This window comes from Micromonospora sp. NPDC049047 (assembly GCF_040649135.1).
In the GTDB taxonomy this organism is placed as follows: Bacteria; Actinomycetota; Actinomycetes; order Mycobacteriales; family Micromonosporaceae; genus Micromonospora.
The window spans coordinates 523487-544468 of the sequence record NZ_JBEZEY010000002.1; the positions used below are offsets into that span (position 1 = coordinate 523487).

26 protein-coding genes and 1 pseudogene are annotated in these 20982 nt (G+C 72.0%); 16 read left to right on the plus strand and 11 right to left on the minus strand.

The genetic code is table 11. The annotated features are described in order from the left end of the window. Positions 1-76: 76 nt before the first annotated feature. Together AB0B86_RS05330 and AB0B86_RS05335 are read right to left on the minus strand one after the other, a co-directional pair. Positions 77-484 carry a CoA-binding protein gene (locus AB0B86_RS05330; protein WP_357411651.1) on the minus strand — a complete coding sequence of 136 codons (408 nt, stop codon included), beginning with the start codon at positions 482-484 and terminating at the stop codon, positions 77-79. 19 nt (positions 485-503) lie between these two features. Beyond that, on the minus strand, positions 504-2570 hold the full coding sequence (locus tag AB0B86_RS05335) for an intein-containing Rv2578c family radical SAM protein (RefSeq protein WP_357411650.1): 2067 nt from the start codon (positions 2568-2570) through the stop codon (positions 504-506). A 92-nt stretch (positions 2571-2662) separates the two neighbouring features. Here AB0B86_RS05335 and AB0B86_RS05340 point away from each other — a divergent pair, with 92 nt between their 5' ends. Further along, positions 2663-3082 (plus strand): DUF393 domain-containing protein, encoded by a 420-nt coding sequence (locus tag AB0B86_RS05340; RefSeq protein WP_357411649.1) that lies wholly within the window; start codon positions 2663-2665, stop codon positions 3080-3082. Here AB0B86_RS05340 and AB0B86_RS05345 read toward each other — a convergent pair. From AB0B86_RS05345 to trxA, 3 genes are all read right to left on the minus strand, one after another. Further along, on the minus strand, positions 3046-3975 hold the full coding sequence (locus AB0B86_RS05345) for an HTTM domain-containing protein (RefSeq protein ID WP_357415496.1): 930 nt from the start codon (positions 3973-3975) through the stop codon (positions 3046-3048). The two genes, AB0B86_RS05340 and AB0B86_RS05345, sit on opposite strands and share 37 nt — an antisense overlap. After that, positions 3972-4412, minus strand: coding sequence for a hypothetical protein (locus AB0B86_RS05350; RefSeq protein WP_357411647.1), 441 nt, complete (start codon positions 4410-4412; stop codon positions 3972-3974). The genes AB0B86_RS05345 and AB0B86_RS05350 overlap by 4 nt, the downstream gene beginning before the upstream one ends. A 148-nt stretch (positions 4413-4560) precedes the next feature. Then, on the minus strand, positions 4561-4923 hold the full coding sequence (gene trxA, locus AB0B86_RS05355) for a thioredoxin (protein WP_074316526.1): 363 nt from the start codon (positions 4921-4923) through the stop codon (positions 4561-4563). 547 nt (positions 4924-5470) lie between these two features. Here trxA and AB0B86_RS05360 point away from each other — a divergent pair. The 11 genes from AB0B86_RS05360 (at position 5471) to AB0B86_RS05410 (ending at position 13896) form a co-directional block, all read left to right on the plus strand. Then, positions 5471-5986 carry a MaoC family dehydratase gene (locus AB0B86_RS05360; RefSeq protein WP_357411646.1) on the plus strand — a complete coding sequence of 172 codons (516 nt, stop codon included), beginning with the start codon at positions 5471-5473 and terminating at the stop codon, positions 5984-5986. A 110-nt stretch (positions 5987-6096) separates the two neighbouring features. Next, the gene (locus AB0B86_RS05365; RefSeq protein WP_357415503.1) at positions 6097-6612 is read left to right on the plus strand and encodes a hypothetical protein; all 516 of its coding nucleotides are present in this window, start codon (positions 6097-6099) and stop codon (positions 6610-6612) included. Positions 6613-6663: 51 nt separating this feature from the next. Continuing rightward, positions 6664-7287, plus strand: a complete 624-nt coding sequence (locus tag AB0B86_RS05370; RefSeq protein ID WP_357411644.1) for an RNA methyltransferase — start codon at positions 6664-6666, stop codon at positions 7285-7287. An 80-nt stretch (positions 7288-7367) separates the two neighbouring features. Beyond that, a complete protein-coding gene (locus tag AB0B86_RS05375) occupies positions 7368-8045 on the plus strand; it encodes a DUF6758 family protein (protein WP_357415507.1) in 678 nt (225 codons plus the stop codon). A 116-nt stretch (positions 8046-8161) separates the two neighbouring features. After that, positions 8162-8320 carry a hypothetical protein gene (locus AB0B86_RS05380; protein WP_007455302.1) on the plus strand — a complete coding sequence of 53 codons (159 nt, stop codon included), beginning with the start codon at positions 8162-8164 and terminating at the stop codon, positions 8318-8320. Between the two features lie 6 nt (positions 8321-8326). Then, complete coding sequence (locus AB0B86_RS05385; RefSeq protein WP_357411642.1) at positions 8327-9202, plus strand: PH domain-containing protein; 876 nt, start codon at positions 8327-8329, stop codon at positions 9200-9202. 103 nt (positions 9203-9305) lie between these two features. Then, positions 9306-10088 carry a SigE family RNA polymerase sigma factor gene (locus tag AB0B86_RS05390; protein WP_357411641.1) on the plus strand — a complete coding sequence of 261 codons (783 nt, stop codon included), beginning with the start codon at positions 9306-9308 and terminating at the stop codon, positions 10086-10088. Next, complete coding sequence (locus AB0B86_RS05395) at positions 10085-11341, plus strand: hypothetical protein (protein WP_357415515.1); 1257 nt, start codon at positions 10085-10087, stop codon at positions 11339-11341. Before AB0B86_RS05390 ends, AB0B86_RS05395 begins: the two co-directional genes overlap by 4 nt. Before the next feature lie 62 nt (positions 11342-11403). Continuing rightward, positions 11404-12276, plus strand: coding sequence for a PHP domain-containing protein (locus tag AB0B86_RS05400; protein WP_357411639.1), 873 nt, complete (start codon positions 11404-11406; stop codon positions 12274-12276). Between the two features lie 41 nt (positions 12277-12317). Further along, entirely contained in the window at positions 12318-12932 is a 615-nt protein-coding gene (locus tag AB0B86_RS05405) for a MarC family protein (RefSeq protein ID WP_357415528.1), read from the plus strand. A 136-nt stretch (positions 12933-13068) separates the two neighbouring features. Next, positions 13069-13896, plus strand: coding sequence for a PD-(D/E)XK nuclease family protein (locus tag AB0B86_RS05410; RefSeq protein ID WP_357411691.1), 828 nt, complete (start codon positions 13069-13071; stop codon positions 13894-13896). Between the two features lie 20 nt (positions 13897-13916). On the opposite strand, the gene AB0B86_RS05415 is transcribed toward AB0B86_RS05410, so the two are convergent. Together AB0B86_RS05415 and AB0B86_RS05420 are read right to left on the minus strand one after the other, a co-directional pair. Beyond that, the gene (locus tag AB0B86_RS05415; RefSeq protein WP_357415532.1) at positions 13917-14780 is read right to left on the minus strand and encodes an oxygenase MpaB family protein; all 864 of its coding nucleotides are present in this window, start codon (positions 14778-14780) and stop codon (positions 13917-13919) included. A 60-nt stretch (positions 14781-14840) separates the two neighbouring features. Continuing rightward, a complete protein-coding gene (locus AB0B86_RS05420; RefSeq protein WP_357411636.1) occupies positions 14841-15269 on the minus strand; it encodes a Fur family transcriptional regulator in 429 nt (142 codons plus the stop codon). A 203-nt stretch (positions 15270-15472) separates the two neighbouring features. On the opposite strand from AB0B86_RS05420, the gene AB0B86_RS05425 reads away from it, so the two are divergent. Continuing rightward, entirely contained in the window at positions 15473-15955 is a 483-nt protein-coding gene (locus AB0B86_RS05425; RefSeq protein WP_357415656.1) for a DUF2231 domain-containing protein, read from the plus strand. A gap of 17 nt (positions 15956-15972) precedes the next feature. Here the strand turns inward: AB0B86_RS05425 and AB0B86_RS05430 are convergent, their stop codons facing one another. Further along, complete coding sequence (locus AB0B86_RS05430; protein ID WP_357411635.1) at positions 15973-16305, minus strand: hypothetical protein; 333 nt, start codon at positions 16303-16305, stop codon at positions 15973-15975. Positions 16306-16411: 106 nt separating this feature from the next. Between AB0B86_RS05430 and AB0B86_RS05435 the strand changes: the two genes are divergently transcribed. After that, complete coding sequence (locus tag AB0B86_RS05435) at positions 16412-16591, plus strand: hypothetical protein (protein WP_357411634.1); 180 nt, start codon at positions 16412-16414, stop codon at positions 16589-16591. A gap of 83 nt (positions 16592-16674) precedes the next feature. Here the strand turns inward: AB0B86_RS05435 and AB0B86_RS05440 are convergent, their stop codons facing one another. Continuing rightward, the gene (locus AB0B86_RS05440; protein WP_357415537.1) at positions 16675-17223 is read right to left on the minus strand and encodes a flagellar biosynthesis protein FlgA; all 549 of its coding nucleotides are present in this window, start codon (positions 17221-17223) and stop codon (positions 16675-16677) included. A gap of 238 nt (positions 17224-17461) precedes the next feature. On the opposite strand from AB0B86_RS05440, the gene AB0B86_RS05445 reads away from it, so the two are divergent. Further along, positions 17462-17686, plus strand: a complete 225-nt coding sequence (locus AB0B86_RS05445) for a hypothetical protein (RefSeq protein WP_357415658.1) — start codon at positions 17462-17464, stop codon at positions 17684-17686. 14 nt (positions 17687-17700) lie between these two features. Here AB0B86_RS05445 and AB0B86_RS05450 read toward each other — a convergent pair. Continuing rightward, positions 17701-17907, minus strand: a pseudogene (locus tag AB0B86_RS05450) (FmdB family zinc ribbon protein); the annotation flags it as partial. Continuing rightward, the gene (locus tag AB0B86_RS05455; protein WP_357415541.1) at positions 17904-18581 is read right to left on the minus strand and encodes a 5-formyltetrahydrofolate cyclo-ligase; all 678 of its coding nucleotides are present in this window, start codon (positions 18579-18581) and stop codon (positions 17904-17906) included. The gene AB0B86_RS05455 and the pseudogene AB0B86_RS05450, both read right to left, overlap by 4 nt. Positions 18582-18666: 85 nt before the next feature. Here AB0B86_RS05455 and AB0B86_RS05460 point away from each other — a divergent pair, with 85 nt between their 5' ends. Then, on the plus strand, positions 18667-20979 hold the full coding sequence (locus AB0B86_RS05460) for a diguanylate cyclase (RefSeq protein ID WP_357415546.1): 2313 nt from the start codon (positions 18667-18669) through the stop codon (positions 20977-20979). The last annotated feature ends 3 nt before the right edge of the window (positions 20980-20982 follow it).

Sequence of the window (20982 nt, forward strand, 5' to 3'; positions counted from 1 at the left end):
TGCGGAATAGAAGCGGCAAAGGCCCCCCAACCTGGCACCACAACTGCATGATCGGCGGGGCGGGACGGAGTTCGCGTTAGGCCAAGCGGGTCAGGTTGGCGGCGGCGCGTTCGACGATGAGGCAGCGGTCTTCGACGTAGTCCATGCCGGCCTTCTCGGCGATCCGCCGCGCCTCGGCCGAGACGATGCCCAGTTGCAGCCAGACCGCCGGAGCGCCGATCGCCGCCGCGTCCCGGACCACCTGCACGGCGTCGGCCGCCGGCCGGAACACGTCCACCAGGTCAACGGGGTGCGGGATGTCGGCGAGGGTCTTGTACGCCCGTTCCCCGAACAGTTCGTCGACTGTCGGGTTGACCGGGATGATGCGCCAGCCGTGCTGCTGCATCTGCAACGGCACGCGGTGCGCGGCCTTCAACGGGTCGCGGGACGCGCCCACGACGGCGATCACGGCGGAGTCGGCGAGGATCTGCGAAGCGGTACGCACCCGCCGACTGTAGCTCCGACTAGAGCAGCGTCAGCTGCTCGGCCACTGCTGGTGTCGGCGGCTCAGGCAGGCTGCGGTTGTCGCCCCGCTCGCCGCGGTGCAGCCCGTGCCGGCGGGCCGCGATCCGCACCCGCGCGGTCACCTCCCGCTGGTACGTCTGCGGGGCGTACGCACCCGCCCGGTACAGCTCGCGGTAGCGGGGCACGAGGTGCGGGTGCTCCCGGGCGAGCCAGGGCGCGTACCACTCCCGGGCGCCGGGACGCAGGTGCAGCGGCAGAGCTGTCACGCTTGTCGCGCCGGCGGCGGCGATCGCCGACACGGTGGCGTCGATCGACTCGTCGCTGTCGCTGAGGCCGGGCAGGATCGGGGCCATCAGCACCCCGACGGAGAAGCCGGCGTCGGTGAGCGCCCGGACGGCGTCGAGCCGGCGGCGTGGGTGCGGTGTGCCCGGCTCGACGGTGCGCCAGAGTTGCTCGTCGACGAACCCCACGGAGAAGGAGATGCCCACCGTGGTCACCTCGGCGGCCTGGCGCAGCAGCGGCAGGTCACGAAGGATCAGCGTGCCCTTGGTGAGGATCGAGAACGGGTTGGCGAAGTCTCGCAGGGCACCGATGATCTGGGGCATCAGCCGGTAACGGCCCTCGGCGCGCTGGTAGCAGTCCACGTTGGTGCCCATCGCCACGTGCGCGCCCCGCCACCTCGGTGCGGCCAGCTCCCGCCGGACCAGCTCACCGGCGTTGACCTTGACGATCACCTTCCGGTCGAAGTCCGCGCCGGCATCGAGGTCGAGGTAAGTGTGAGTATTTCTTGCGAAACAGTTGTGGCTGACCACTCCATTGGCGATGAAGTCCCCGGTGCCAGTGGTGATGTCCCAGAGCGGCAGCTCCAGCCCGAGCGCCTGGATGTCGACAACCCTGAGGTCCGCCCTGCACTTCAGTGCGGCGCCCTCGATCGAGCGCTTCCTGGTGATGGCCGGGTCGGTCAGGTGGAAGAACCGAAACCGGGCGGCGAGACCTCCGGTCAGTCTGATCTGCCGCACCCGGTTGGGCCGACCGGGGTCTTCCCGCACGGAGGTGAACCCGAGATGGCGCAGAGCCTCCGTTGCCTGGTCGAGGATTGCGTCGTCGCTGTTGCTGATGCGCAGGATTCCCCCGCTGCAGCTGCCCTCGGCGTCGAAGATGCCGGCCAGGAAGCCGAGTCGCCACTCGTCGCTGGGGCTGCCCGGCCATTGGATCAACTCGGTGATCCTCTCGATGTCCCGCTGCTTGGAGGTGCGGATGGCCGACAGCGGTCGGCGCGTGGCGCTGGCCGGTGTGAATGAGAAGAGCCTCGTCTCGATGCCCTCCTGAGCGAGGTAGCGCGCACTTCTACTCAACGCCTCGTCATCGATCAGCGCCAGACGGAAGCGATGCACTGTTCCGTAGGAGTACGAATGGGTGCCGAGGTGAGCGTCACCCCGCACCATCCCGCAGAGGTAGCCCCGGCGGTAGTCGAGTGACTCCTTGGGCCCGGCCGCGAAACGGCCCGTGCCGATGAGGCGGTTGTTCGTCGTCAGGTAGGGGCGTTCGCCGGCGCCCTGCATGGCGCCGGTGACGTACTTCCAGCCACGGTCTGAGAGGAACCGGTGGTCGCCGCTGGCGATGAGCGTGGTGCCGTCCGCCAATGTGACCCGGTATGCGGGTTTCACCGTGGACCACTTGTCGACGACGGTGGTGATCACATATCGGCGGTAGGCGCCGCGTCGTTCGGTGCCGTAGATGCGGTCGCCGGGCTCAAGCTCGCTGATCGGCTTCGTACGCCCGTCCGCCATCAGGATCGGGGTGTCACCGCTCAGGCAGTAAACACAAGCATGACTGCATCCCCGGTACGGGTTGATCGTCCACTCGAAGGGCACGCGGGACTGCCCGGGCACCCGGTTGAGGATGGACTTGGCCTGCACCTCGTAGAACGTCATCCCGGCGAACTCCGGGGTGTCGAACGTGCGGACGACGGCGCCGGGCAGCGCCAGCGGCAGGGGTGGCGTCGCCGGCGCTGCCCGCTCGGGGTCTCCCTCGACCGGGGGAGCGGTGAGGTTGTCCCAGCGCATGGGCACTATTCGAACACGTGTACGAGCACTGCGCAAGTGACCCGCCGGACACCCGTGCGTGATCGGCGGTCCGGCGGGGGAGGATGGACGGCATGGAGACGTCGACCTTCGTCTACGACGGTGACTGCGCGTTCTGCACGACCTGTGCGGAGTTCATCGAGCGCCGGATCCCCACCACGGCGCGCGTGGTGCCCTGGCAGTTCGCCGACCTGGACGCGCTCGGTCTCACCGTTGCCGAGTGCGAGGAGGCCGTGCAGTGGGTCGGCGCGGACGGCTCCCGCGCGGCGGGTCCGGACGCCATAGCGAAGCTGCTCGCCGACAGCGGGCCGGTCTGGCGGGTGGCCGGGGCGGGCCTGCGGTTCCCGCCGGTGCGCGCGGCGGCCTGGCCGGTGTACCGGTGGGTGGCGCGCAACCGGCACCGCCTGCCCGGCGGCACGGCTGCCTGCTCCCTGCCCCAGGAGGCCCGCGAGCGGCTTTACGGCCCGGCTGGACGCCCCACGACCGGTGCCTGATCGTCGAGCGGCACCGACTCCGCGTCTGGTTCGGCCGGGGTCTGCTCCGGCGGTGTGGGCGTGGCCGGGCCGCGGCCGACGAGCCGGCGGGCCCAGACCACCGGGCGGACCCGCTCCAGCGGCAGGAAGCTGGTCATCGCGGCCAGGTGCGGCGCGAACGAGATGGTGATGGTCGCGATGGTGACCACGTGGAACGAGTAGAAGAAGCCGACCATGGCCAGCCGCCAGCGGGGCGGCAGCAGGAAGACCACAGGGCTGAACAGCTCGAAGGCGACGATGCCGAACTGGGCGATGATCAGCAGGTAGGGCACCTGGGCGATGAGGTCGGCCAGGTCGGTGCCGCGCCGGATGATCGCGCGGGCCAGGACCGAGCCGGTCAGCCAGTCCAGGCCGCCGAAGCGCAGCTTGGCGAAGGCGGCCAGGAAGTACGTGCAGATCACCGCGATCTGGGTGACGCGCAGCGCCCACCCACCGGCCTCGGTGCGGGTGGTGTCGCCGTGCCGGGCCCGGCCGGCGGTGGGGAGGACGGCAAGTGCGATGAGCAGCCCGAACCGGTCGTGGTCGACCTTGCCGTAGCTCATCGCGATGATCATCCACTCCAGGTACAGCGCGCACACCGCCCAGCCGAGCAGTCGGGGTGCCCGCCCGGTCGCGGCGAGGAGCGCGAGCAGCAGCAGCGACCAGAAGATGACCGCCACCAGCGCCGGGGTCGGCGTCGGTAGGGGGAGCACGCGGCCGACCAGCAGCGGCTGGTACAGCTCGCCGGGCACGCTGACCCGGGTGCGCACCCAGGGGGTGAAGATCACCAGGTCGGCGGCGACGAAGAGGTAGATCACGGTCCGGAACGCGGCGATGCGACCACGCGGCACGGCCTCGGTCAGCCAGCGGCTCATCGGGGGGCCTGCCAACTGACCACCGTCTCGTCGGTGTGTCCGCCGGTCGGCCGGCCGGCCCGGATGCCGTGCCAGCGGATCACGATGCGGATCTCGACAAGCGCGTCGGCATCCGGATGGCGTTCGGCGTACGCATCGGCGATCTCGGCGAGCAACGCCGGGTCGGCCGCGTACCGGTCCTGCTGCCCCTCGATCTCGGCCCGCCGGATGCCTGTCGCGTCCTGGCCGAGGTCGACCACGACGCCGCTGCTGGTCACCCCCTCGACCCGGGTGTCCGGCGCGGGTGCGTTCGGCGGGTTGGAGGTGGAGTACATCCGGAACGGGCCGAACGGGAAATCGTCGTCGCTGCCCCAGAAGGTGCCGGCCAGCAGCAGGACTAGACCGAGTGCGGTCGCGCCCAGCCGGGTCACGCGCCCGCGGGTGGTCAGGGTCTCCATCAGGTCGTGACGATACGGGATCTACCGGCCGCCTCGGGTCCCTCCGACGGTCAGTTGGGCCTGCCCAGGCAGGTGATCACGGAAGGGGGACACGACGAAGGCCGGGCCCGCACCGGGCCCGGCCTGCGGATGTCGTCGTGGGGACGACTCAGTGCTTGTGCTCGGCCAGCTGCTTGCGGACGTCGTCCATGTCCAGGGCCTCGACCTGCTCGATCAGGTTTTCCAGGGCGGACTCCGGAAGGGCACCCGGCTGGGCGAAGACGATCACGCCGTCACGGATCGCCATGATCGTCGGGATCGACCGGATGTCGAACTTCGCGCCCAGCTCCTGCTGAGCCTCGGTGTCGACCTTGCCGAAGACGATGTTCTGGTGCTTCTCCGAGGAGCGCTCGTAGACCGGGGCGAACCGCTTGCACGGACCACACCAGTCGGCCCAGAAGTCGACCAGGACGATGCCGTCGTTGCCGGTCACCTCGTCGAAGTTCGCCGAGGTCAGCTCAACGGTTGCCATTGCACTCTCCGATCACCGCGGTTTGTCTACGTCCCGTAGAACCAGGGCTGACCGTATCGAATTCCCGGGCGGTCGGGCCCGAAACGTGTACCTCCTGGTGGGGGCACCGGGGGTCATCGACCCACGTCTGTTCATCTCTTTCCTGCGGAACGCAAATGCATGACGCACTTGCGTGACCTGCCGTGATGGGAGCGTTTCCAGGGAGATCCACCCGATTGAGCGCTACGAATCGGTAACTTGGTGCCTGACAAGGAGGTATCCGGCCTGGGGAGATCGCCGATCAACTCTCCCGTCGTCACCGAGAGTAGTGTTACAAAAAGATAAATGTGACCTCGATCTCTGTTGGACCTACGCTTCCGTAGGGCAGAATTCTCCGCATCAGAGCGTGGGCGGCGGGTGCCGGGGAGGGCCCCGCCGCTCATTGCGTCTCCCCCCGTGCGAGTGACCGGTGTGACATTTCCGCCACGGTCCCTCCCGGTCGGTCTCCTTAACCAGCGGTAAGGCATGCTGTGCCGAACTCCATCGCCGCCCGTGGAAGGGGACCAGGATGCAGTTCGGCCGCTACTACGAGGAGTTCGAGGTCGGCGCGGTCTACCGGCACTGGCCGGGCAAGACGGTGACCGAGTACGACGACCACCTCTTCTGCCTGCTCACGATGAACCACCACCCGTTGCACCTGGACGCGCACTACGCCGCGACAGCCAGCCAGTTCAAGCGCAACGTGGTGGTCGGCAACTACGTCTACTCCCTGCTGCTCGGCATGTCGGTGCCGGACGTGAGCGGGAAGGCGATCGCCAACCTCGAGGTGGAGTCGCTGCGGCACGTGGCGCCGACCTTCCACGGCGACACCATCTACGGCGAGACCACGGTGCTGGACAAGCGCGAGTCCGGCTCCAAGCCCGACCGGGGCGTGGTGTCGGTGGAGACCCGCGGCTACAACCAGGACGGCACCATGGTCTGCGTCTTCCGGCGCAGGGTCATGGTCCCCAAACGGGAGTACGCGGAGACCGCCGTCCCCGAGGGAGTGGACCCGGAGCGGCCGAGCTTCCCCGAGCCTCGCTGAACGGGCGGCGGCCGGCCGCCGCCCCCGGGCCGCCGCTGCCGACAGTTTGTTCTGCGCGGAAGAGGCGCTGCCCGGGTGGCGGGGGACATATGCTGACGCCGGAGGTTCCGATGAGCCACTCCGTCGCCGGAGAGCCGCCCTCTGCCGGCCGTCGAGCCGCACCCCTGACCACCGCTGTCTACTCCGCCGCCGAGTGGGATCTGCTCGTCAGCCTTCCCGGCCGGGTTCTCGTGGCCACCGCGGCTCCCGGCCCCGGTCGCCCGGAGCGGGGGGTCAGGGCGGGGCTGGCCGGCCTGGACGCCGTGGCCGCGGGTCGAGCCTCGGACAGCGACCTGGTCCGGGCGGTGGTCGCCGCCATCTACGCCCGGCACGACGGCACCTCGCCGCCCACCGAACGCCTCGCCGACCCGGTGGACCTGCTGGCCACCTGTCGGGCCGCGAGCCGGGTGCTCGGGCGACGCGCCGACCCGGCGGACTCGGCCGCGTACCGCCAGTGGGTGCAGTCGGTCGCGGGCCGGGTTTGCCGCGCGGTGCCCGGCCCCGGCGAACGCCGGGTGGACCAACACGCCACCCCGGCGGACCGGCGCTTCCTGGACCGACTCGGTGCCGCGCTCGGGCTGGGCTGACCGGCAGGCCGTCGCGCCGAGCGCCGACCCGGTCCGTACCCTCTGATGACCGTGACCGACGACCAGCTTGAGGTGGGCGTGGGCCCCTGGCCGGGGGACCCACCGGACGACCCGCGTTACGACCCGCAGTTGCTTGCGGAGGGGGACCGGCGCAACGTCGTCGACCGCTACCGCTACTGGCGGCACGAGGCGATCGTCGCCGACCTGGACCGGCACCGGCACGGCTTCCACGTGGCGATCGAGAACTGGCAGCACGACTTCAACATCGGCACTGTGGTCCGCAACGCCAACGCGTTCAACGCCGCCGAGGTGCACATCGTCGGGCGGCGCCGGTGGAACCGGCGCGGCGCCATGGTGACCGATCGCTACCAGCACGTGCGGCACCACGAGACGATCGAGGAGTTCGTCGCCTGGGCGGCCGGTCGGCGGCTGCCGGTGTTCGGCATCGACAACCTGCCCGGCTCGCTCCCGCTGGAGACCGGCACCCTGCCCCGCGCCTGTGTGCTGCTGTTCGGCCAGGAGGGGCCCGGTCTCTCCGCGCCGGCCCGCGCCGCGTGCGACAGGCTCTATTCCATCGCCCAGTACGGCTCGACGAGGTCGATCAACGCGGGCGTGGCCAGCGGCATCGCGATGCACGCCTGGATTCGTGCGCACGCTGGCACGCCCCCGGACTGAGTCGCACCCGGGGGCCGAATCGGACGTTCCGGCTTGACGTGCCGTCGGTCGAGGACGACGGTGGAGATGTGAGTGTCGCGGTGAGTTGTCCGAGATGCGGGAGCCCGGTGCGGGCGCCGGATCTGATGCACACCGACTCGAGGTGTCTGCGCTGCGGCCCGGTGCCGCCGTTGCACGTGCCTGAGCACATCGGAGCGGAGATCGTGGCGAGCGTGGTGGAGCGGATCACCGCGACCGCGGACCCGCCGGCGACCCCGTTGTGGTGCCCGTGGCCGCTGCCGCCCGGCTGGACGCTCACCGGCGTGGCGTACGCCGGGGACGAGCGGACGGGCGTGCGGGCGACAGCGGTGGCCTGTGCGGGCCCGGCGCCACTCGGCGGTGGCCCGGCGGACCTGGTCTTCGTGGCCGAGGAGCCGGGCGTCGGCCTGGGCACCCGGCTCGCCGGACTGGCCGGGCCGGATCCGGGACCGCAGTTGGCCGGCGCGCTCACCGACCCGGGGCCAGGTCATCCCGACCACGTGGGCCAGGCCAGGATCCGGGTCGGCGGTCATCCGACTCCACTGTGGTTGGTGAATTCTCCAACGGATCGAAGCGCGTACGCCGGCGAAGCTCGGGGAATGTGGCTCCATGCGATAGCCTGGCCGGCGAGTGCGGGTCATCTGCTCGCGGAAGATGTCGTGTTACACGACCTGACCGAGTGGACTCCGCCCGAGCTCGTGTACGGCGCACCGTCTCCGTACCTACCCGGGAGGGCTTGACAAGTCTCCCGGATTGACGGAGAACGGACGCAGATATTCACTGTACGACACCACACTGATACTCTGGGTGCCGCTGCGGTAATGGGACCCGGCGCCGCGCGAGAGGATGGCCCGCCATGGTCAAGAAGGTCCTCACCTGGGCCGGAATCGCATTCTTGATCTTCTTCGTCGCCTACCGGCCAAACTCTGCGGCGGACGTGTTCAAGTCGCTCGGCGGCGGGATCATGGATATCGCTCAGGGGTTCGGCGACTTCTTCACCAGTCTCGTCGCTTAACCGCCGATGGGCAGCCCTTCCGGTCCACCCTTCGACCCGGACGACCCCGACCGGGAGCGTCGCGAGCGCGACACTGAGCCGATCCCGCGGATCGGGCCTGATGACGGCCCGGACTACGGGGCCGGTCCCGGCCTGTCCGACGGTCCGTCCCTTTCGGACGACGTCGGCTACGGCGACGGGCCTGGCTATGCCGGCCAGGGTCGTTCGGGTCGATCGTGGATTCGTGACCCGGAGGCCGGCTACCAGCAGCCGCAGATCTCCGAGGACGAGCTGGCCGGGTTGCGGGCCGACGCGACAGGCGCGACTCCCCGGCGGGTGCTGCCCCTGGAGGACGAGCCCAGCTCGCTTGTCGCCCGCTACCTCTTCCCCACCGAGCGCTACCGGGGCGAGTGGAAGCGGCACTGGATCCACCTCACCAACCCGCTGCTCATCGGCGTCGCGGCGACCTTCGTGCTCGGCTACCTCTCCGGCTTCCTCGCCGGAAACGGCGTGGGCGCGTTGACCACAATCGCCGTGCTGCTCTGGTTCGCGGTGATGGGGTGGGTGGCGTGGAAGGTCGCCGACTGGTGGTATGACCGTTTCATCCTGACCAACAAGCGGGTCATGGTGGTCAACGGCATCGTCACCCGCAAGGTGGCGATGATGCCGCTGGTCCGGGTCACCGACATGAAGTACGAGCAGACGCCGACGGGTCGCGCCCTCAACTACGGCACCTTCGTGCTGGAGTCCGCCGGCCAGGAGCAGGCGCTCCGCGAGGTCAAGAATCTGCCCAACCCGAACGAGCTCTACCTGCGTGTGGTCGAGGAGATGTACGAGCCGCAGGCGGTCGAGGCTCGGCTCGGCAAGGAGGCCGACGAGGCCAAGGCCGACGACGGGGCGTGAAGGTTTCCGACCGAACATCGGAGTAAGTGCGCACCTTTCGTCATGGACCGGAACGCCTCTGACGTGGCACTCTGCCAGGACGGCTGGGGTGCGGAGGTGGGCGGTGGCGAGCAGGGACCCGTTGGAGGAGCAGTTCCGCGAGTTCGTCGCGGCCCGCTCCGCCGCGCTCCTACGCACCGCCTATCTGCTCACCGGAGACTGGGCCACTGCCGAGGATCTGCTCCAGACGGCGTTGACCAAGACCTACCTGGCGTGGAAGCGGCTCGGCGGAATCGAGGCCGTCGAGTCGTACGCCAGGCGTGTGATGGTCAACACATCGACAAGCTGGTGGCGGCGACGCTGGCACGGTGAACGCCCCACCGAGGTGCTGCCGGAACGGGCCGGCGTCGACGAGATCTCGCAGCAACTCGACCGGGACCTGCTCTGGCGGCACCTCCGGGAGTTGCCCGGTCGGCAGCGGGCGGTGCTGGTGCTCCGCTACTACGAGGACATGTCGGAGGCGCAGACCGCCGCGATGCTGGACATCTCACCCGGCACCGTGAAGAGCCAGGCATCCCGGGCGCTTGCCACGCTGCGTCGTCGGATGGGCGCCGACGCACCGGACCTGACCGCCACTCCCGGTGCCGCCGGTCGCTCGGCTGGCGCTGGCGCTGCCGGTCGGCCGGCTGCTGCCGGTGCTGCCCGGCGCGGCGGCCCGGGGGCACCGAGCGGACCGGTCCCGGCCACCGGTGCCACCGCCCCGTCCAGCGGCCGGCAGCCGGCCGGTCGACCCGTGCCCCGCCCCGCCGTCCGCCCGGCCGCGCCGAGACCGACCGGTCCGCAGGTCGTGCTTCCCGCCGCCCCGGTGGTCGTGCCCGTCGGCACCGGCCCCGGGGAGCAGCAGTGAGCGCATTGCCAGGTCAGTCCGACAACCTGACGGACGGGCCGCGGCGTTCTTACCAGGTGCCGCCTGACGAACTGGAAGGTGCGGTGCGGGAGACTCTCTCGCACCAGGTCGCCCTTGCCCGCCCACTGGGCGTCGACCCGGCCGGCCAGGCCATCCGCCGGGCGAACCGGATCCGGCGTCGGCGTACCGCTGCCGGCCTCGCCGTCGCGGCGGTCGTCACCGTCCTGCTCAGCGCCGGCATGGCACAGCTCGGTGCCGAAACCGGGCGCGACGGGGCGCCCATCGTGGTGATTGGTGATCCGGATCCGTCCGGTCGGCCGATGCCGACGGCAAGCGTTCCGGGCGCCGTTCCCTCGCCCGCGCCGTCGCTCGCCGCGCTCGGCAGCGAGATCCTTGTCAACGCGGACGGACGACGACTGGTGCTGTCCGACGTCGGGCCTGCCGAACGGGCCCAGCTCCTACCCGGCGGCGGCGGTTGGCTGGTGGTCAGCACGCAGAAGACCGCAGGCCGTTCGCTCTGGATGGTGCAGAACGACGGCTTGGTGCAGGTGCTGCTGGCCGGAGCGGGCCCGATCGTCCTGGCCCCGGACAGCCGCCAGGTCGCCTGGCGGGACGGCGGCGACCTGCTGGTGGCTGGGGTGGTCGGCGGTCAGCTCATCGGTGCGGCGCGCACCGCGGCGCCCGCCGGCGCGGTGCCCGTCCGGTTCGTCGGCGACAGCGTGCTGGTCCGACCCGACCCGGCGGACGCCGGCCACACTCTCTGGCGGCCCGCCGCAGGGCCGTTGACCGGGGCCGTCGAGCAGAAGACCCTCAACTTCTACGGGGGGCTGCCCGACGGGCGGCTCGTCGGGCAGATCTCCACCGGCACGGGTCGGACCTGCCTGGCCGCGCTCGACCCGACCCGGCTGAACCCGGTCGAGACCGGTTGCGGGCCGCAGCTCAGCCAGGACGGAGCCGGCGAGATCTCCGCCGACGGGCGGTGGCTGCTGGTGAACGGGCTGGTCGGCAAGGCCAGGCAGGCGCTGCTGATCGACCTCCGGCGGCTCGGGTCGAACCCGACCGCCGTCTCGGCCGGGCCACCGATCACCGGCGCTGTCGTCTGGACCGACGAGTCCCACGCCGCCTACCTCGACCCGGCAGGCGAGCTGGTCCGGGTCGACGTCGGCCGGGTGCGGGCCGGAATACCCGCCAGCCCCGCCGCGGTCTCCGGTGTGCCGGCCGGGGACCGTCCGATCCTGGTGGCCGGCTTCTGACCCACCCCGGTCGAGGTGACCTTCGTGAGCCGGGCTCGGGTGTTCCTCGGTAGCGTCGGACGGTGACCTCGCGTACCGGCTCCGCGCCGCGCATCGACCTGCACACCCACTCGACGGCCAGCGACGGCACCCTGCCCCCGGCCGAGCTGGTTCGGGCTGCCGCCGAGGCGGGGCTGGACGTGCTGGCGATCACCGACCACGACACCACCGCCGGCTGGGCGCCGGCCGTGCGGGCGCTGCCGCCGGGACTGCGCCTGATCCGCGGGGCGGAGCTGTCCTGTCGATGGTCCGGCACCCGGCCGGCGGTGCCGTTGCACCTGCTCGCGTACCTGTTCGACCCGGAGCACCCGGAACTGGTGGCCGAGCTGGGGCGGGTGCGGGCCGCCCGGGAGGAGCGCGGCGAACGGATCGTCGGGTTGCTGCGCGCCGACGGCATCGACGTGAGCTGGCCGGAGATCCTGGCCGGTGCCGGCGGCGGCACTGTGGGCCGCCCGCACATCGCGCAGGCATTGATCCGGGCCGGCCTGGTCGATAGCACCCGGGAGGCGTTCGGCCCGGACTGGCTGGGCGAACGCTACCGGCTGCCCAAGGACGACATCGACGTGTTCCGGGCGATCGACCTGGTCCGGTCGGCCGGCGGAGTGCCGGTCTTCGCCCATCCCCGGGCCAGTCGGCGCGGTCGGGTGGTGCCCGACGAGTTGATCGCCGAGCTGGCCGTCGCAGGGCTGGCCGGGCTTGAGGCCGACCACGAGGACCACAGCCCGGCCGAGCGGGAGCACGTGCGGGCGCTCGCCGCCGAGTTGGGCCTGTTCGTCACCGGTTCGTCGGACTTCCACGGCACCCACAAGACCGTCCAACTCGGTGCCTTCACCACGAGCGTCGAAGCGTACGAGCGGATCGTGGCCGCTGGGGTGACCGAGGTCGCTTCGGGCTGATCCGGGTATTTCGCCCACTGTGCCGCGGCTAGGTTGATCACGTGGATCTCAAGCTGTTCGGCGAGGTTTTCGTGACCCTGCTGGTGATCACTGACCCGCCGGGCATGATGCCGATCTTCCTGGCGTTGACCGGCCCGCTGCCCGCCCGGGACCGTAACCGGGCCGCCTGGCAGGCCGTCACGCTGGCGTTGGGCGTGATCGTGGTCTTCGCGGTGGCGGGGCAGACCCTGCTCGACTACCTACACGTCGACCTACCGGCGTTGCAGGCGGCCGGTGGGCTGCTGCTCGTGCTCGTCGCCCTGGAACTGCTCACCGGAAAGACCGACGGCCCGAGCTCGGAGGCCACCTCGAACATTGCCCTGGTGCCACTGGGCACCCCACTGCTCGCCGGTCCGGGCGCGATCGTGGCGACCATGCTCTTCGTTCAGCAGGCCGACGGGTGGGGCGACTTCACGGCCATCGCCGTGGCGATCCTCGCCGTGATGCTCGCGGTCTGGATCGTCCTGCGCTTCTCCGGCGGCATCGTGAAGATCCTCCGACCGGGCGGGATCGAGGTGCTGACCAGGATCGCCGGCCTGCTGCTTGCCGCGATCGCCGTCCAGTTGATCGCCGACGCGGTGTTCGCCTTCGTCACGCAGTACGTGAACATGACCTGACCGGCGTACGCCCGATGTCGGGGGTGGGTGGCAGGATCACGGGGTGCGACCATCCTCCTCAGCGGGACGGCCGGCGGCCGGTGGCCGGGCTCCCCGACAGCGTGCCGGCGGTGCCGAGCAGCTCGGCTTCGAGGGCATGCCGGAGCGCCTGTTCGTCTGCACACCGAGCCGACTCGGTGCGTACGCGGACTGCCCGCGCCGCTACCGCTACTCCTACGTCGACCGGCCGGCCCCGCCCAAGGGCCCGCCGTGGGCGCACAACTCGCTCGGTGCGAGCGTGCACACCGCCCTGAAGAACTGGTACGCGCTGCCCACCGACCGGCGTCGACCCGAAGCGCTGGCCACCCTGCTCAAGGGCACCTGGGTGCGGGAGGGTTACCGCGACGACGAGCAGGAGCGGGCCGCCTACCGGCGGGCGTTGGGCTGGTTGGAGGCGTACGTCGACACGCTTGAGGCCGACTCCGACCCGATCGGCGTGGAGCGGGTGGTGGCGGTCAAGACCGCCGTGCTGGCGTTCAACGGTCGAGCCGACCGGATCGACTCGCGTCCCGGGCCGGACGGGCCCGAGCTGGTCATCGTCGACTACAAGACCGGCCGCACCGGGCTGGACAGCGACGACGCCCGCGGTTCGCAGGCGTTGGCGCTCTACGCGTACGCCGCCGAGCGGGTGTTCCGCCGGCCCTGCCGGCGGGTGGAGCTGCACCACCTGCCGACCGGCACGGTCGCCAGCCACGACCACACCGTCGACTCGCTGGCCCGGCAGTTGACCCGCGCGGAGCAGACGGCCCGCGACATCATGGCCGCCGAACGGGCGGTGGCGGACGGTGCCGACGCGGACGAGACCTTTCCCGTGGCACCCGGCCCGCGCTGCGGGTGGTGCGACTTCCGGCGACACTGCCCGACCGGGGCACAGGTGCCGGGCAAGGAGCCGTGGGCGGCCATGGAGCGGCACGTCGACGGCTGACCTCCGGTCGCGGCGGCCGGTCAGCCGGCCAGCGGGGTGGCGGCGCGACGCGCGGCCCGCTCCTTGGCAGCCTGGATCAACGGCCCCTCCAGATAGCGACGGGGCACTGCGGCGAGCGCGAGCCGCAACGCCCGCACGCTCAGGTCCGCCGACACCGCGGTGGTGGGCAGACCGAGCCCGCCGTACATCCGGCGGGCCCAGGCCGGCAGCAGTGCGAAGGCGGTGCCGGCGATCCCCAGGTACGCCCAGCGTGGCGGGCCGAGAGTGAGCCCCAACCGGGCCGGCAGGCTGAGCTTCCACGGCAGCGGCGGGGCGGTGAGGAAGAGCGCCGTCTCGGCGGCCTCCCTGGTCATCCGCAACTGCGGGCGCACGGCCCGGTAGTAGTCAGTGACCTCGGCCGCGGTGCCCGGCACGGAGGCCGGGTCCAGACCGACAAGGGCGGCCGAACGACGCTGTTCGGTGTAGTAGCCGTCCACCTCGTCGTCGGTCAGCGGCAGTCCGGCCCGCCGGGCGGTGCTGAGGAACGACTCGACCTCGGTGACATGCACCCAGCGCAGCAGGTCGGGCTCGTCGATCCGGAACTCCTCACCGGTCTGCGGGTCGGTGGCCCGCAGCCGGCCGTGCAGCCGACGGAGCCGGGCTCCGGCCGTCTCCACCTCGGCAGTGGTCCCGTAGACGGTTGTCGCGACGTAGGTGGCGGTGCGGACCAGGCGGCCCCAGGCGTCGGTGCGGTAGTTGCTGTTCTGCGCGACCCCGGCCATCGCCCGGGGGTGCAACGCCTGGAGGTAGAGCGAGCGCAGGCCGGCGACGATCAGGATCGGCTCCTCGTGCACCTTCCACGTGACCGAACCTGGACCGAAGAGGCCGAGGTCATCGGAGTCCACCGCCCAAGAGTGCCACGCCCGCGCCGACCCCGTGGGACACGTCCCGTCGATGCCGTCGGGTCACCCGTCGGCGGAGCGGCGTGCCCGGCAGGCCGGGCAGAGACCCCAGAAGGTCACTTCCGCCTCGTCCACCTCGAACCCGTGCGACACGTTCGGCTCCAGACACGGTGCGCTGCCCACCGCGCAGTCGATGTCGGCGATCTCGCCGCAGCCCCGGCAGACAACGTGGTGGTGGTTGTCGCCGACACGTGCCTCGTAGCGGGCGGGACCGCCGGCCGGCTCGATCCGGCGGGACAACCCGGCCCGGGACAGCGCGCCGAGCACGTCGTACACCGCCTGGGTGGAGACCGAGTCGAGGCGTTCCCGAACGCGCCGGCTGATCTCGTCGACCTCCAGGTGGCCGCCGCCGGCCAGCACGTCGAGCACGGCGAGGCGGGGCCGCGTGACCCGCAGGCCCTTCGATCGCAGCAACTCCTCGGCGGCGGACATGCGCCAATGACAGCACGCGCGACCGGCATCGACAACCGTCGCCCGGTCCGGGTGGTCACCGACACAGCCCGGGAAGATCAGGTCCGTCGCCCGAGCCGGTGAACCCGATCGACGCGTGGCGCGTGTGACCGGTCGAGAGCCTGCGTACGGCCGGCGGACCGTACGCTGGCCCTCTCCTGACCATGATCCACCTGGAGGGTTCGATGTTCGAGGAGATCCTGGGTCTGCCGGGGCACGTCCTGGTGGTCCACGCGGTTGTCGTGTTCGTGCCGCTGCTGGCGGTGCTGGCCATGGCGTACGTGGGGCTGCCGCGGTGGCGGCACCGGCTGGACTGGGCCCTGGGCCTGCTCGCCGTGGTGGCGCCGGTGACCGCGTTCGTGGCCGTCGAGTCGGGCGAGGCGTTCACCGACGCGCTCGTCGCCAGGGGTTTCCAGGGGCCGATCCTCGATCAGATCTTCGACCACTCCCGCTACGGCGACATCCTGTTCCGGATCGTGGTGCCGCTCGGGATCGCGGCCATCCTGCTGCTGGTGGTGACAAGTGGGCACCCCCGGGTGCCGCGGCTGCCGGCGCTGGTCACCCCCGTGCTGGCGGTGGCGGTCGTGGCCCTGTCCATCGCCGCCCTGGTCTACGTCTACCTGACCGGCCACAGCGGCGCCGAGGCCGTCTGGGGCACCACCCTCTGATCTGCTCTGCCGGCCGCTCAGAAGATGATTCGCGAGCAGAGCAGGCAGACCACGACGAGCAGCACCACACCGGCCCCCGCGGCGAAGCCGTACGTGACCCGCTGTGCGCGTTGCTCGACCACGTCGAGTTCGGTCATGTCCTGCGGTGGCAGTCGTCGGGGCGGTGCCGGCTGAAGATGTACCGGTGGACGCCAACCGGTCGGCGGCGGCACGGTCGGCGGCGGACCGGCGTAGCCACCCGCGGCGGCGTCTGTGGACGCGGCCGGGGGCTGCACCGTCGCCGCTTCGTCACCGGTGCCGGGCCGTCGCCAGTAGTCGTCCGGGGTACTGCCACCGCTGGGGGTCGTCACGCCGTCCGACGCTACCAACGCGGCCGGCGGCCCGTCCGCTTCTGCACGACGCGCCACCGCTGGCGACCGGCCGGCAGCCGATCCCGCTGCGCTAGTCTTGCCGCTCGTGAGCACCATGGACCCCGGCACCCAGGCCGCGCCCGACGACGACCGCACCGTCGACCTGAGCGAAGACTTCGTGGTGCTGCCCGAGCAGACCTCCGACGACACGGACCAGGGCTGGGGCGAACGGGCCGCCGGCAACGACGACTGGCTGCTCGCCGAACGCCCCCCGCACTGGGACTGACGCCCGGCGCGGCCCAGCCCTCGTCGATCATCTCGAACAGGAACCCTGCGAGACGGTGGTGCCGCCCGCCTCGACCGCGTGATTCAGTTGCGTACGACAACTGCGAAGCGGGTGCCCTCCGGCAGCCCGACGGTGCGTTGCGCCTGGTCCGGGCGGAGCGCCAGGTAGAGCGCCGCGGAGCCGTCGGCCACGTCGGCGCCCAACACGTCCAACACCAGCGCCGCGGGAGCGAGTAACGCCGCGTCCGGGCTCGCCCCGCCGGGTGCCGCCGCGAGCAGGTCGACCCGGGATCCCCGGCGGACCACCGCCAGGGTGGCCGGCTCGGCCAACCGGACCGGCACCCCGACCGCGCCGCTCGGCAGCGGCAACGGGCCACCCGTGCCGCTCCCGTCCGGTCTGCCGTCGGTGGTTGCTCTGCCGTCGGCGGGCTGTCCCGCGGTGGCGGTTGCTCTCGTCGGCACGGCGGCGGGCCCGGGCGCGGCGGCTGGCGGGCATCCGGGAGGGGTGTGCAGCACGGCGGCGGCCAGGCCGAGCAGGGCGGCGACCAGGCCGGCCCGGAACAGGGCAGGCCTGGCAGGCAGCCTGGGTCGACGCAGCGGACGTAACGCCCGCGCGGAGTCCGGATCGCCCATCGCTCTGCCGCCTCCCACCTACGGGCGTCGCACTGACGACCCGTGGGCGGCAGACTAGGCGGCTCACGCCCTGCTCAGCCGGCCGTTCGCCGCTGCCTGTGGATAACCGGACGGCCTGTGGACAACGCCCGCCGGCCGCCTCGATCTGCTAGGCCTGCGGGCCGCGCCGGGCCCACCGGGGCGGGCCGCCGGCTGGTCGGCGCCTGCCGGTCAGGACGCGGAGCTGGCCGCCGGGGCCTTGCCACCGCTCGACCCGCCGGACGAGCCCGACGACCCGGCCGAGGACGAGCCCGACGACGAGGACGAGCCCGACGACGAGGACGAGCCCGACGACGAGGACGAGGACGACGAGGAGGACGACCCGGAGTCCGCGCCTGAGGACGATGACTCGGACTTGGCGGACTTGCCGGTGGTGCCGCCGGCCGTGACCTCGGAGCCGGACGCCCGCGAGTCGGTGCGGTAGAAGCCCGAACCCTTGAAGACGATGCCGACCGAGTTGAAGACCTTGCGCAGCCGCCCCTGACACGCCGGGCACTCGGTCAGCGGCTCGTCAGAGAAGGACTGCACCGCCTCGAGCTGGTGACCGCACGTGGTGCAGGCGTACTGGTACGTGGGCACGTTCTCCTCCGGATCTGGGCTCAGCCAGTTGGCACTCGACCTATTCGAGTGCCAATGGTGCGTCATTCGCCCCGGGTTCGTCCAGCGGACGTGTGGGGCGCGACACCGTGCGGCGCACCCGGGCCGGCGTCAAGCGTACGCATCCCGTCGGCGGGGGTGACGACCGCGCGGACCCGACGGTCGTGCGGTTCCACGGGCAGCACCTCGACCAGCTCGCCGTCGTGCAGGGGCACCACCGTCAGCGTCGACTCGGGCACCCGGGCGAGGGCCCGGTCGTACGAGCCGCCGCCACGCCCGAGCCGCCGGCCGAGGCGGTCGACAGCGAGAGCCGGTACGAGCACCAGATCCACCTCCGCCACGGCGGCCACCCCGAGCCGGGCACCGGCCGGCTCCCGGATACCCCGACCGGCGGCGATCAAGGCTCCGGGCCCGGAATACGCCGCCCAGTCCAGATCCAGGTCGGTGCGCAGGACCGGCAGCAGCAGTTCGGCGTCGACCGGGAGGGCCGCACGCAGCACCTCCGGCAGATCCGCGCCGCCGGGTTCCGAGCCGACCGGCACGTACGCCGCCATCCGGCCTGGGCGCAGCCGGCGTACCAGCGTGACCAGCTCGGCCTGCACGCGCCCGGCGGCGACGGCCCGGGTGGGGCCGCTCAGTGACCGGCGGCGGGCGAGCAGTTCGACGCGGGCGTTCCGCTTCGCCTCCCGGGTCACTTCTGCTTCATCAGAAAATTCCGCCACGCAACACTCCTGACGCAACGCCTCTCTAGCGGTTGCACTGTGTCAGCATCGCAAGCAACGGAGGCGGAACTTCCGGGGGGACCGAGTGACGCTACGCGGGCGGTTGACGGCAGCCTTCCTCGTGGTGGTGCTCGGCCCGGTCCTGCTCGGCGCGCTCTTCGTCGCCTCCACAGTCAGTGCCGTCGACCGCAGCCGCTCCACCGAGCGCCTGGCGGTGGCGGCGTCCACAGTGCGTACCTCGATCGACGCGCTGTGCCAGCAGTTGCGCGCCACCGCCGACGTGGTGGCTCTCAGCGCCGATCCGGCAGTCGCGGCGGCCCAACTGATCGGCCGGGGCCTGGTCGCCGCGGTTCTGATCAGTGATGTGCACGGCCAGGTCAGCTACCTCTCGCCCGGGGCGCCGTCGACCCCGTGGCGGGACTGCTCCGGCCCCACCACGTCGGCGACAAGCCCGGTCCGCGCGCTGGCCGCCCACGTCGACCTGCACGACCGTGCCGGTGCGCTGCTGGGCACGGTGACCGCCGGGCAACTTGTCGACCCGGCCTTCGTGGCCCGGCTGGCGGCGGTGACCGGAGTGGCGGTCACCCTGCTCGACGGCAGCGCCAGCGCCGCCCGGGTCACCCACACGACCGAGTCCCGCGAGGTACGCGACGCGGTGCTCGCCGCCGCCAGCGCCGTCAACGGTGAGCGGGTGACCGAGACCAGCCAGGGCCGGTACGTGCGCAGGATCGGGCCCTCCGACGCGCAGCCGCTGCCACTCGTGGTCTCCGTGCCCAGCGAGCGCCCCGCGGGGCTGCACGCCACGCTGATCGGGGTGGTCGTGGTGGCCGCGCTGCTCGCCGTACTGACCGCCTGGCGGCTGGCCCGGATGACCACCCGGCCGCTCATGGAGTTGGCCGGCGCGGTCGACCGGGTGGCACACGGCGACCTGACCGCCCGGGTGCCGGTTCGCAGCCGCGACGAGTTGGGCCGGCTGGCCGCCGCGTTCAACCGGATGACCCGGGAGACCGGTGCCTACGTCGCGGCGCTCACCAGCAACCGCGACCAGCTCCGCGGTCACCTCGCCGTGCTTGGCGACACTCTGGCCAGCACCCACGACCTGCAACGCATCCTCCGGGTGATCCTGCACAGCGCCATCGGCGCCACCGGCGCGCGGGCCGGCGCGGTGCTGCTCGTGGAGACCGGCGGGATGCTCGTCGCGCAGTGCACCGAGGGGTTGGCCGGGCGCTGGCCCGAGACGGACGCGGACGGGCCGCCGACACTCCGGGTGCCGGTCGGGGTCGGTGTGGTCGGTGCCGTCGCCGCCACCGGGGAACCACAACGGGGTACGGCGGAGCCGACCGACACCCCGTCCATCGAGCCGCGCTGCCGCACCTACGTCGCTGTCCCGTTCGCCACCCCGGGCGCGACCACCCTCAGCGGATCCGCCGGCCCGACCGACGAGGCCGGCGTGGCGGTGGCGCTCGGTGTGCTGGCCCTCTACGACCGGCTGGGCGCCGACGAGTTCGACGACGACGACCTGGCCACCCTGCGCACCTTCGCCAGCCACGCGGCGGTGGCGGTCGACAACGTCCGGGTGCACGAGGAGGCCCAGCGGCTCTCCCTCACCGACCCGCTCACCGGGCTGTGGAACTACCGCTACCTGCGCGAGTCGATCCGGCGTGAGGTGGAGCGGGCCAGCCGCTTCGGGCGGATGCTCAGCGTCCTCGCCCTGGACCTCGACCGGTTCAAGGACGTCAACGACACGTACGGGCACGCCGCGGGGGACACCGTGCTCGCCGAGTTCGCCCGGCGGGTGCGCGGCGAGATCCGTGAGGTGGACCTCGCCTTCCGCCAGGGCGGTGAGGAGTTCGTGTTGCTGCTGCCGGAGACCGACGCGCGGGGCGCGGCGATCGTGGCCGAGCGGCTCGGCGCGGCGGTCCGCGAGACGCCGATCGCCGTCGAGGCGTACGCCGGGCCGGTGGTGGTGACGGTGTCGGTGGGCATCGCCGTCTATCCGGACAACGGCAGCACCGGGCGGGAGGTGCTGGAAGCCGCCGACGACGCGCTCTACGCCGCCAAGGCGGCCGGCCGCGACACCTACCGGGTCGCCGAGGTACGCCCGGACGTGGCCACCCGGGAGATACCTGTGCTCGCCGGTGCCGTGAGCCCACCCGACGGGCTGCCGCGCGCCGGTCAGCCGGTGCAGGTCAACCGGGAGCCGGGCGGGCCCGCCCGGTCGGAGCCGGTGGCGGGCGTACCGGAAGGGTCGCCCGGGCACGCCCGGTCCGACCCGGCCGACGACCCGGCGGACATCGACGCGGAGGCGGCCCGCGCCGGCCCGGATGCCGCCCGGCCGGGGTCGGGTGGCGGCGCGTCTTCTGGGCCACACCCGCCGCGGCAGAGCCGTGGCCGATAGTCT

What these genes read in the sequence shown, in the direction of transcription:
- AB0B86_RS05335 (WP_357411650.1), bottom strand. Translation starts at nt 2,570, where the DNA reads ATGCGCTGGGACAACCTCACCGCTCCCCCGGTCGAGGGAGACCCCGAG.
- AB0B86_RS05340 (WP_357411649.1), top strand. Translation starts at nt 2,663, where the DNA reads ATGGAGACGTCGACCTTCGTCTACGACGGTGACTGCGCGTTCTGCACG.
- AB0B86_RS05345 (WP_357415496.1), bottom strand. Translation starts at nt 3,975, where the DNA reads ATGAGCCGCTGGCTGACCGAGGCCGTGCCGCGTGGTCGCATCGCCGCG.
- AB0B86_RS05350 (WP_357411647.1), bottom strand. Translation starts at nt 4,412, where the DNA reads ATGGAGACCCTGACCACCCGCGGGCGCGTGACCCGGCTGGGCGCGACC.
- trxA (WP_074316526.1), bottom strand. Translation starts at nt 4,923, where the DNA reads ATGGCAACCGTTGAGCTGACCTCGGCGAACTTCGACGAGGTGACCGGC.
- AB0B86_RS05360 (WP_357411646.1), top strand. Translation starts at nt 5,471, where the DNA reads ATGCAGTTCGGCCGCTACTACGAGGAGTTCGAGGTCGGCGCGGTCTAC.
- AB0B86_RS05365 (WP_357415503.1), top strand. Translation starts at nt 6,097, where the DNA reads ATGAGCCACTCCGTCGCCGGAGAGCCGCCCTCTGCCGGCCGTCGAGCC.
- AB0B86_RS05380 (WP_007455302.1), top strand. Translation starts at nt 8,162, where the DNA reads ATGGTCAAGAAGGTCCTCACCTGGGCCGGAATCGCATTCTTGATCTTC.
- AB0B86_RS05385 (WP_357411642.1), top strand. Translation starts at nt 8,327, where the DNA reads ATGGGCAGCCCTTCCGGTCCACCCTTCGACCCGGACGACCCCGACCGG.
- AB0B86_RS05410 (WP_357411691.1), top strand. Translation starts at nt 13,069, where the DNA reads ATGCCGGAGCGCCTGTTCGTCTGCACACCGAGCCGACTCGGTGCGTAC.
- AB0B86_RS05420 (WP_357411636.1), bottom strand. Translation starts at nt 15,269, where the DNA reads ATGTCCGCCGCCGAGGAGTTGCTGCGATCGAAGGGCCTGCGGGTCACG.
- AB0B86_RS05425 (WP_357415656.1), top strand. Translation starts at nt 15,473, where the DNA reads ATGTTCGAGGAGATCCTGGGTCTGCCGGGGCACGTCCTGGTGGTCCAC.
- AB0B86_RS05440 (WP_357415537.1), bottom strand. Translation starts at nt 17,223, where the DNA reads ATGGGCGATCCGGACTCCGCGCGGGCGTTACGTCCGCTGCGTCGACCC.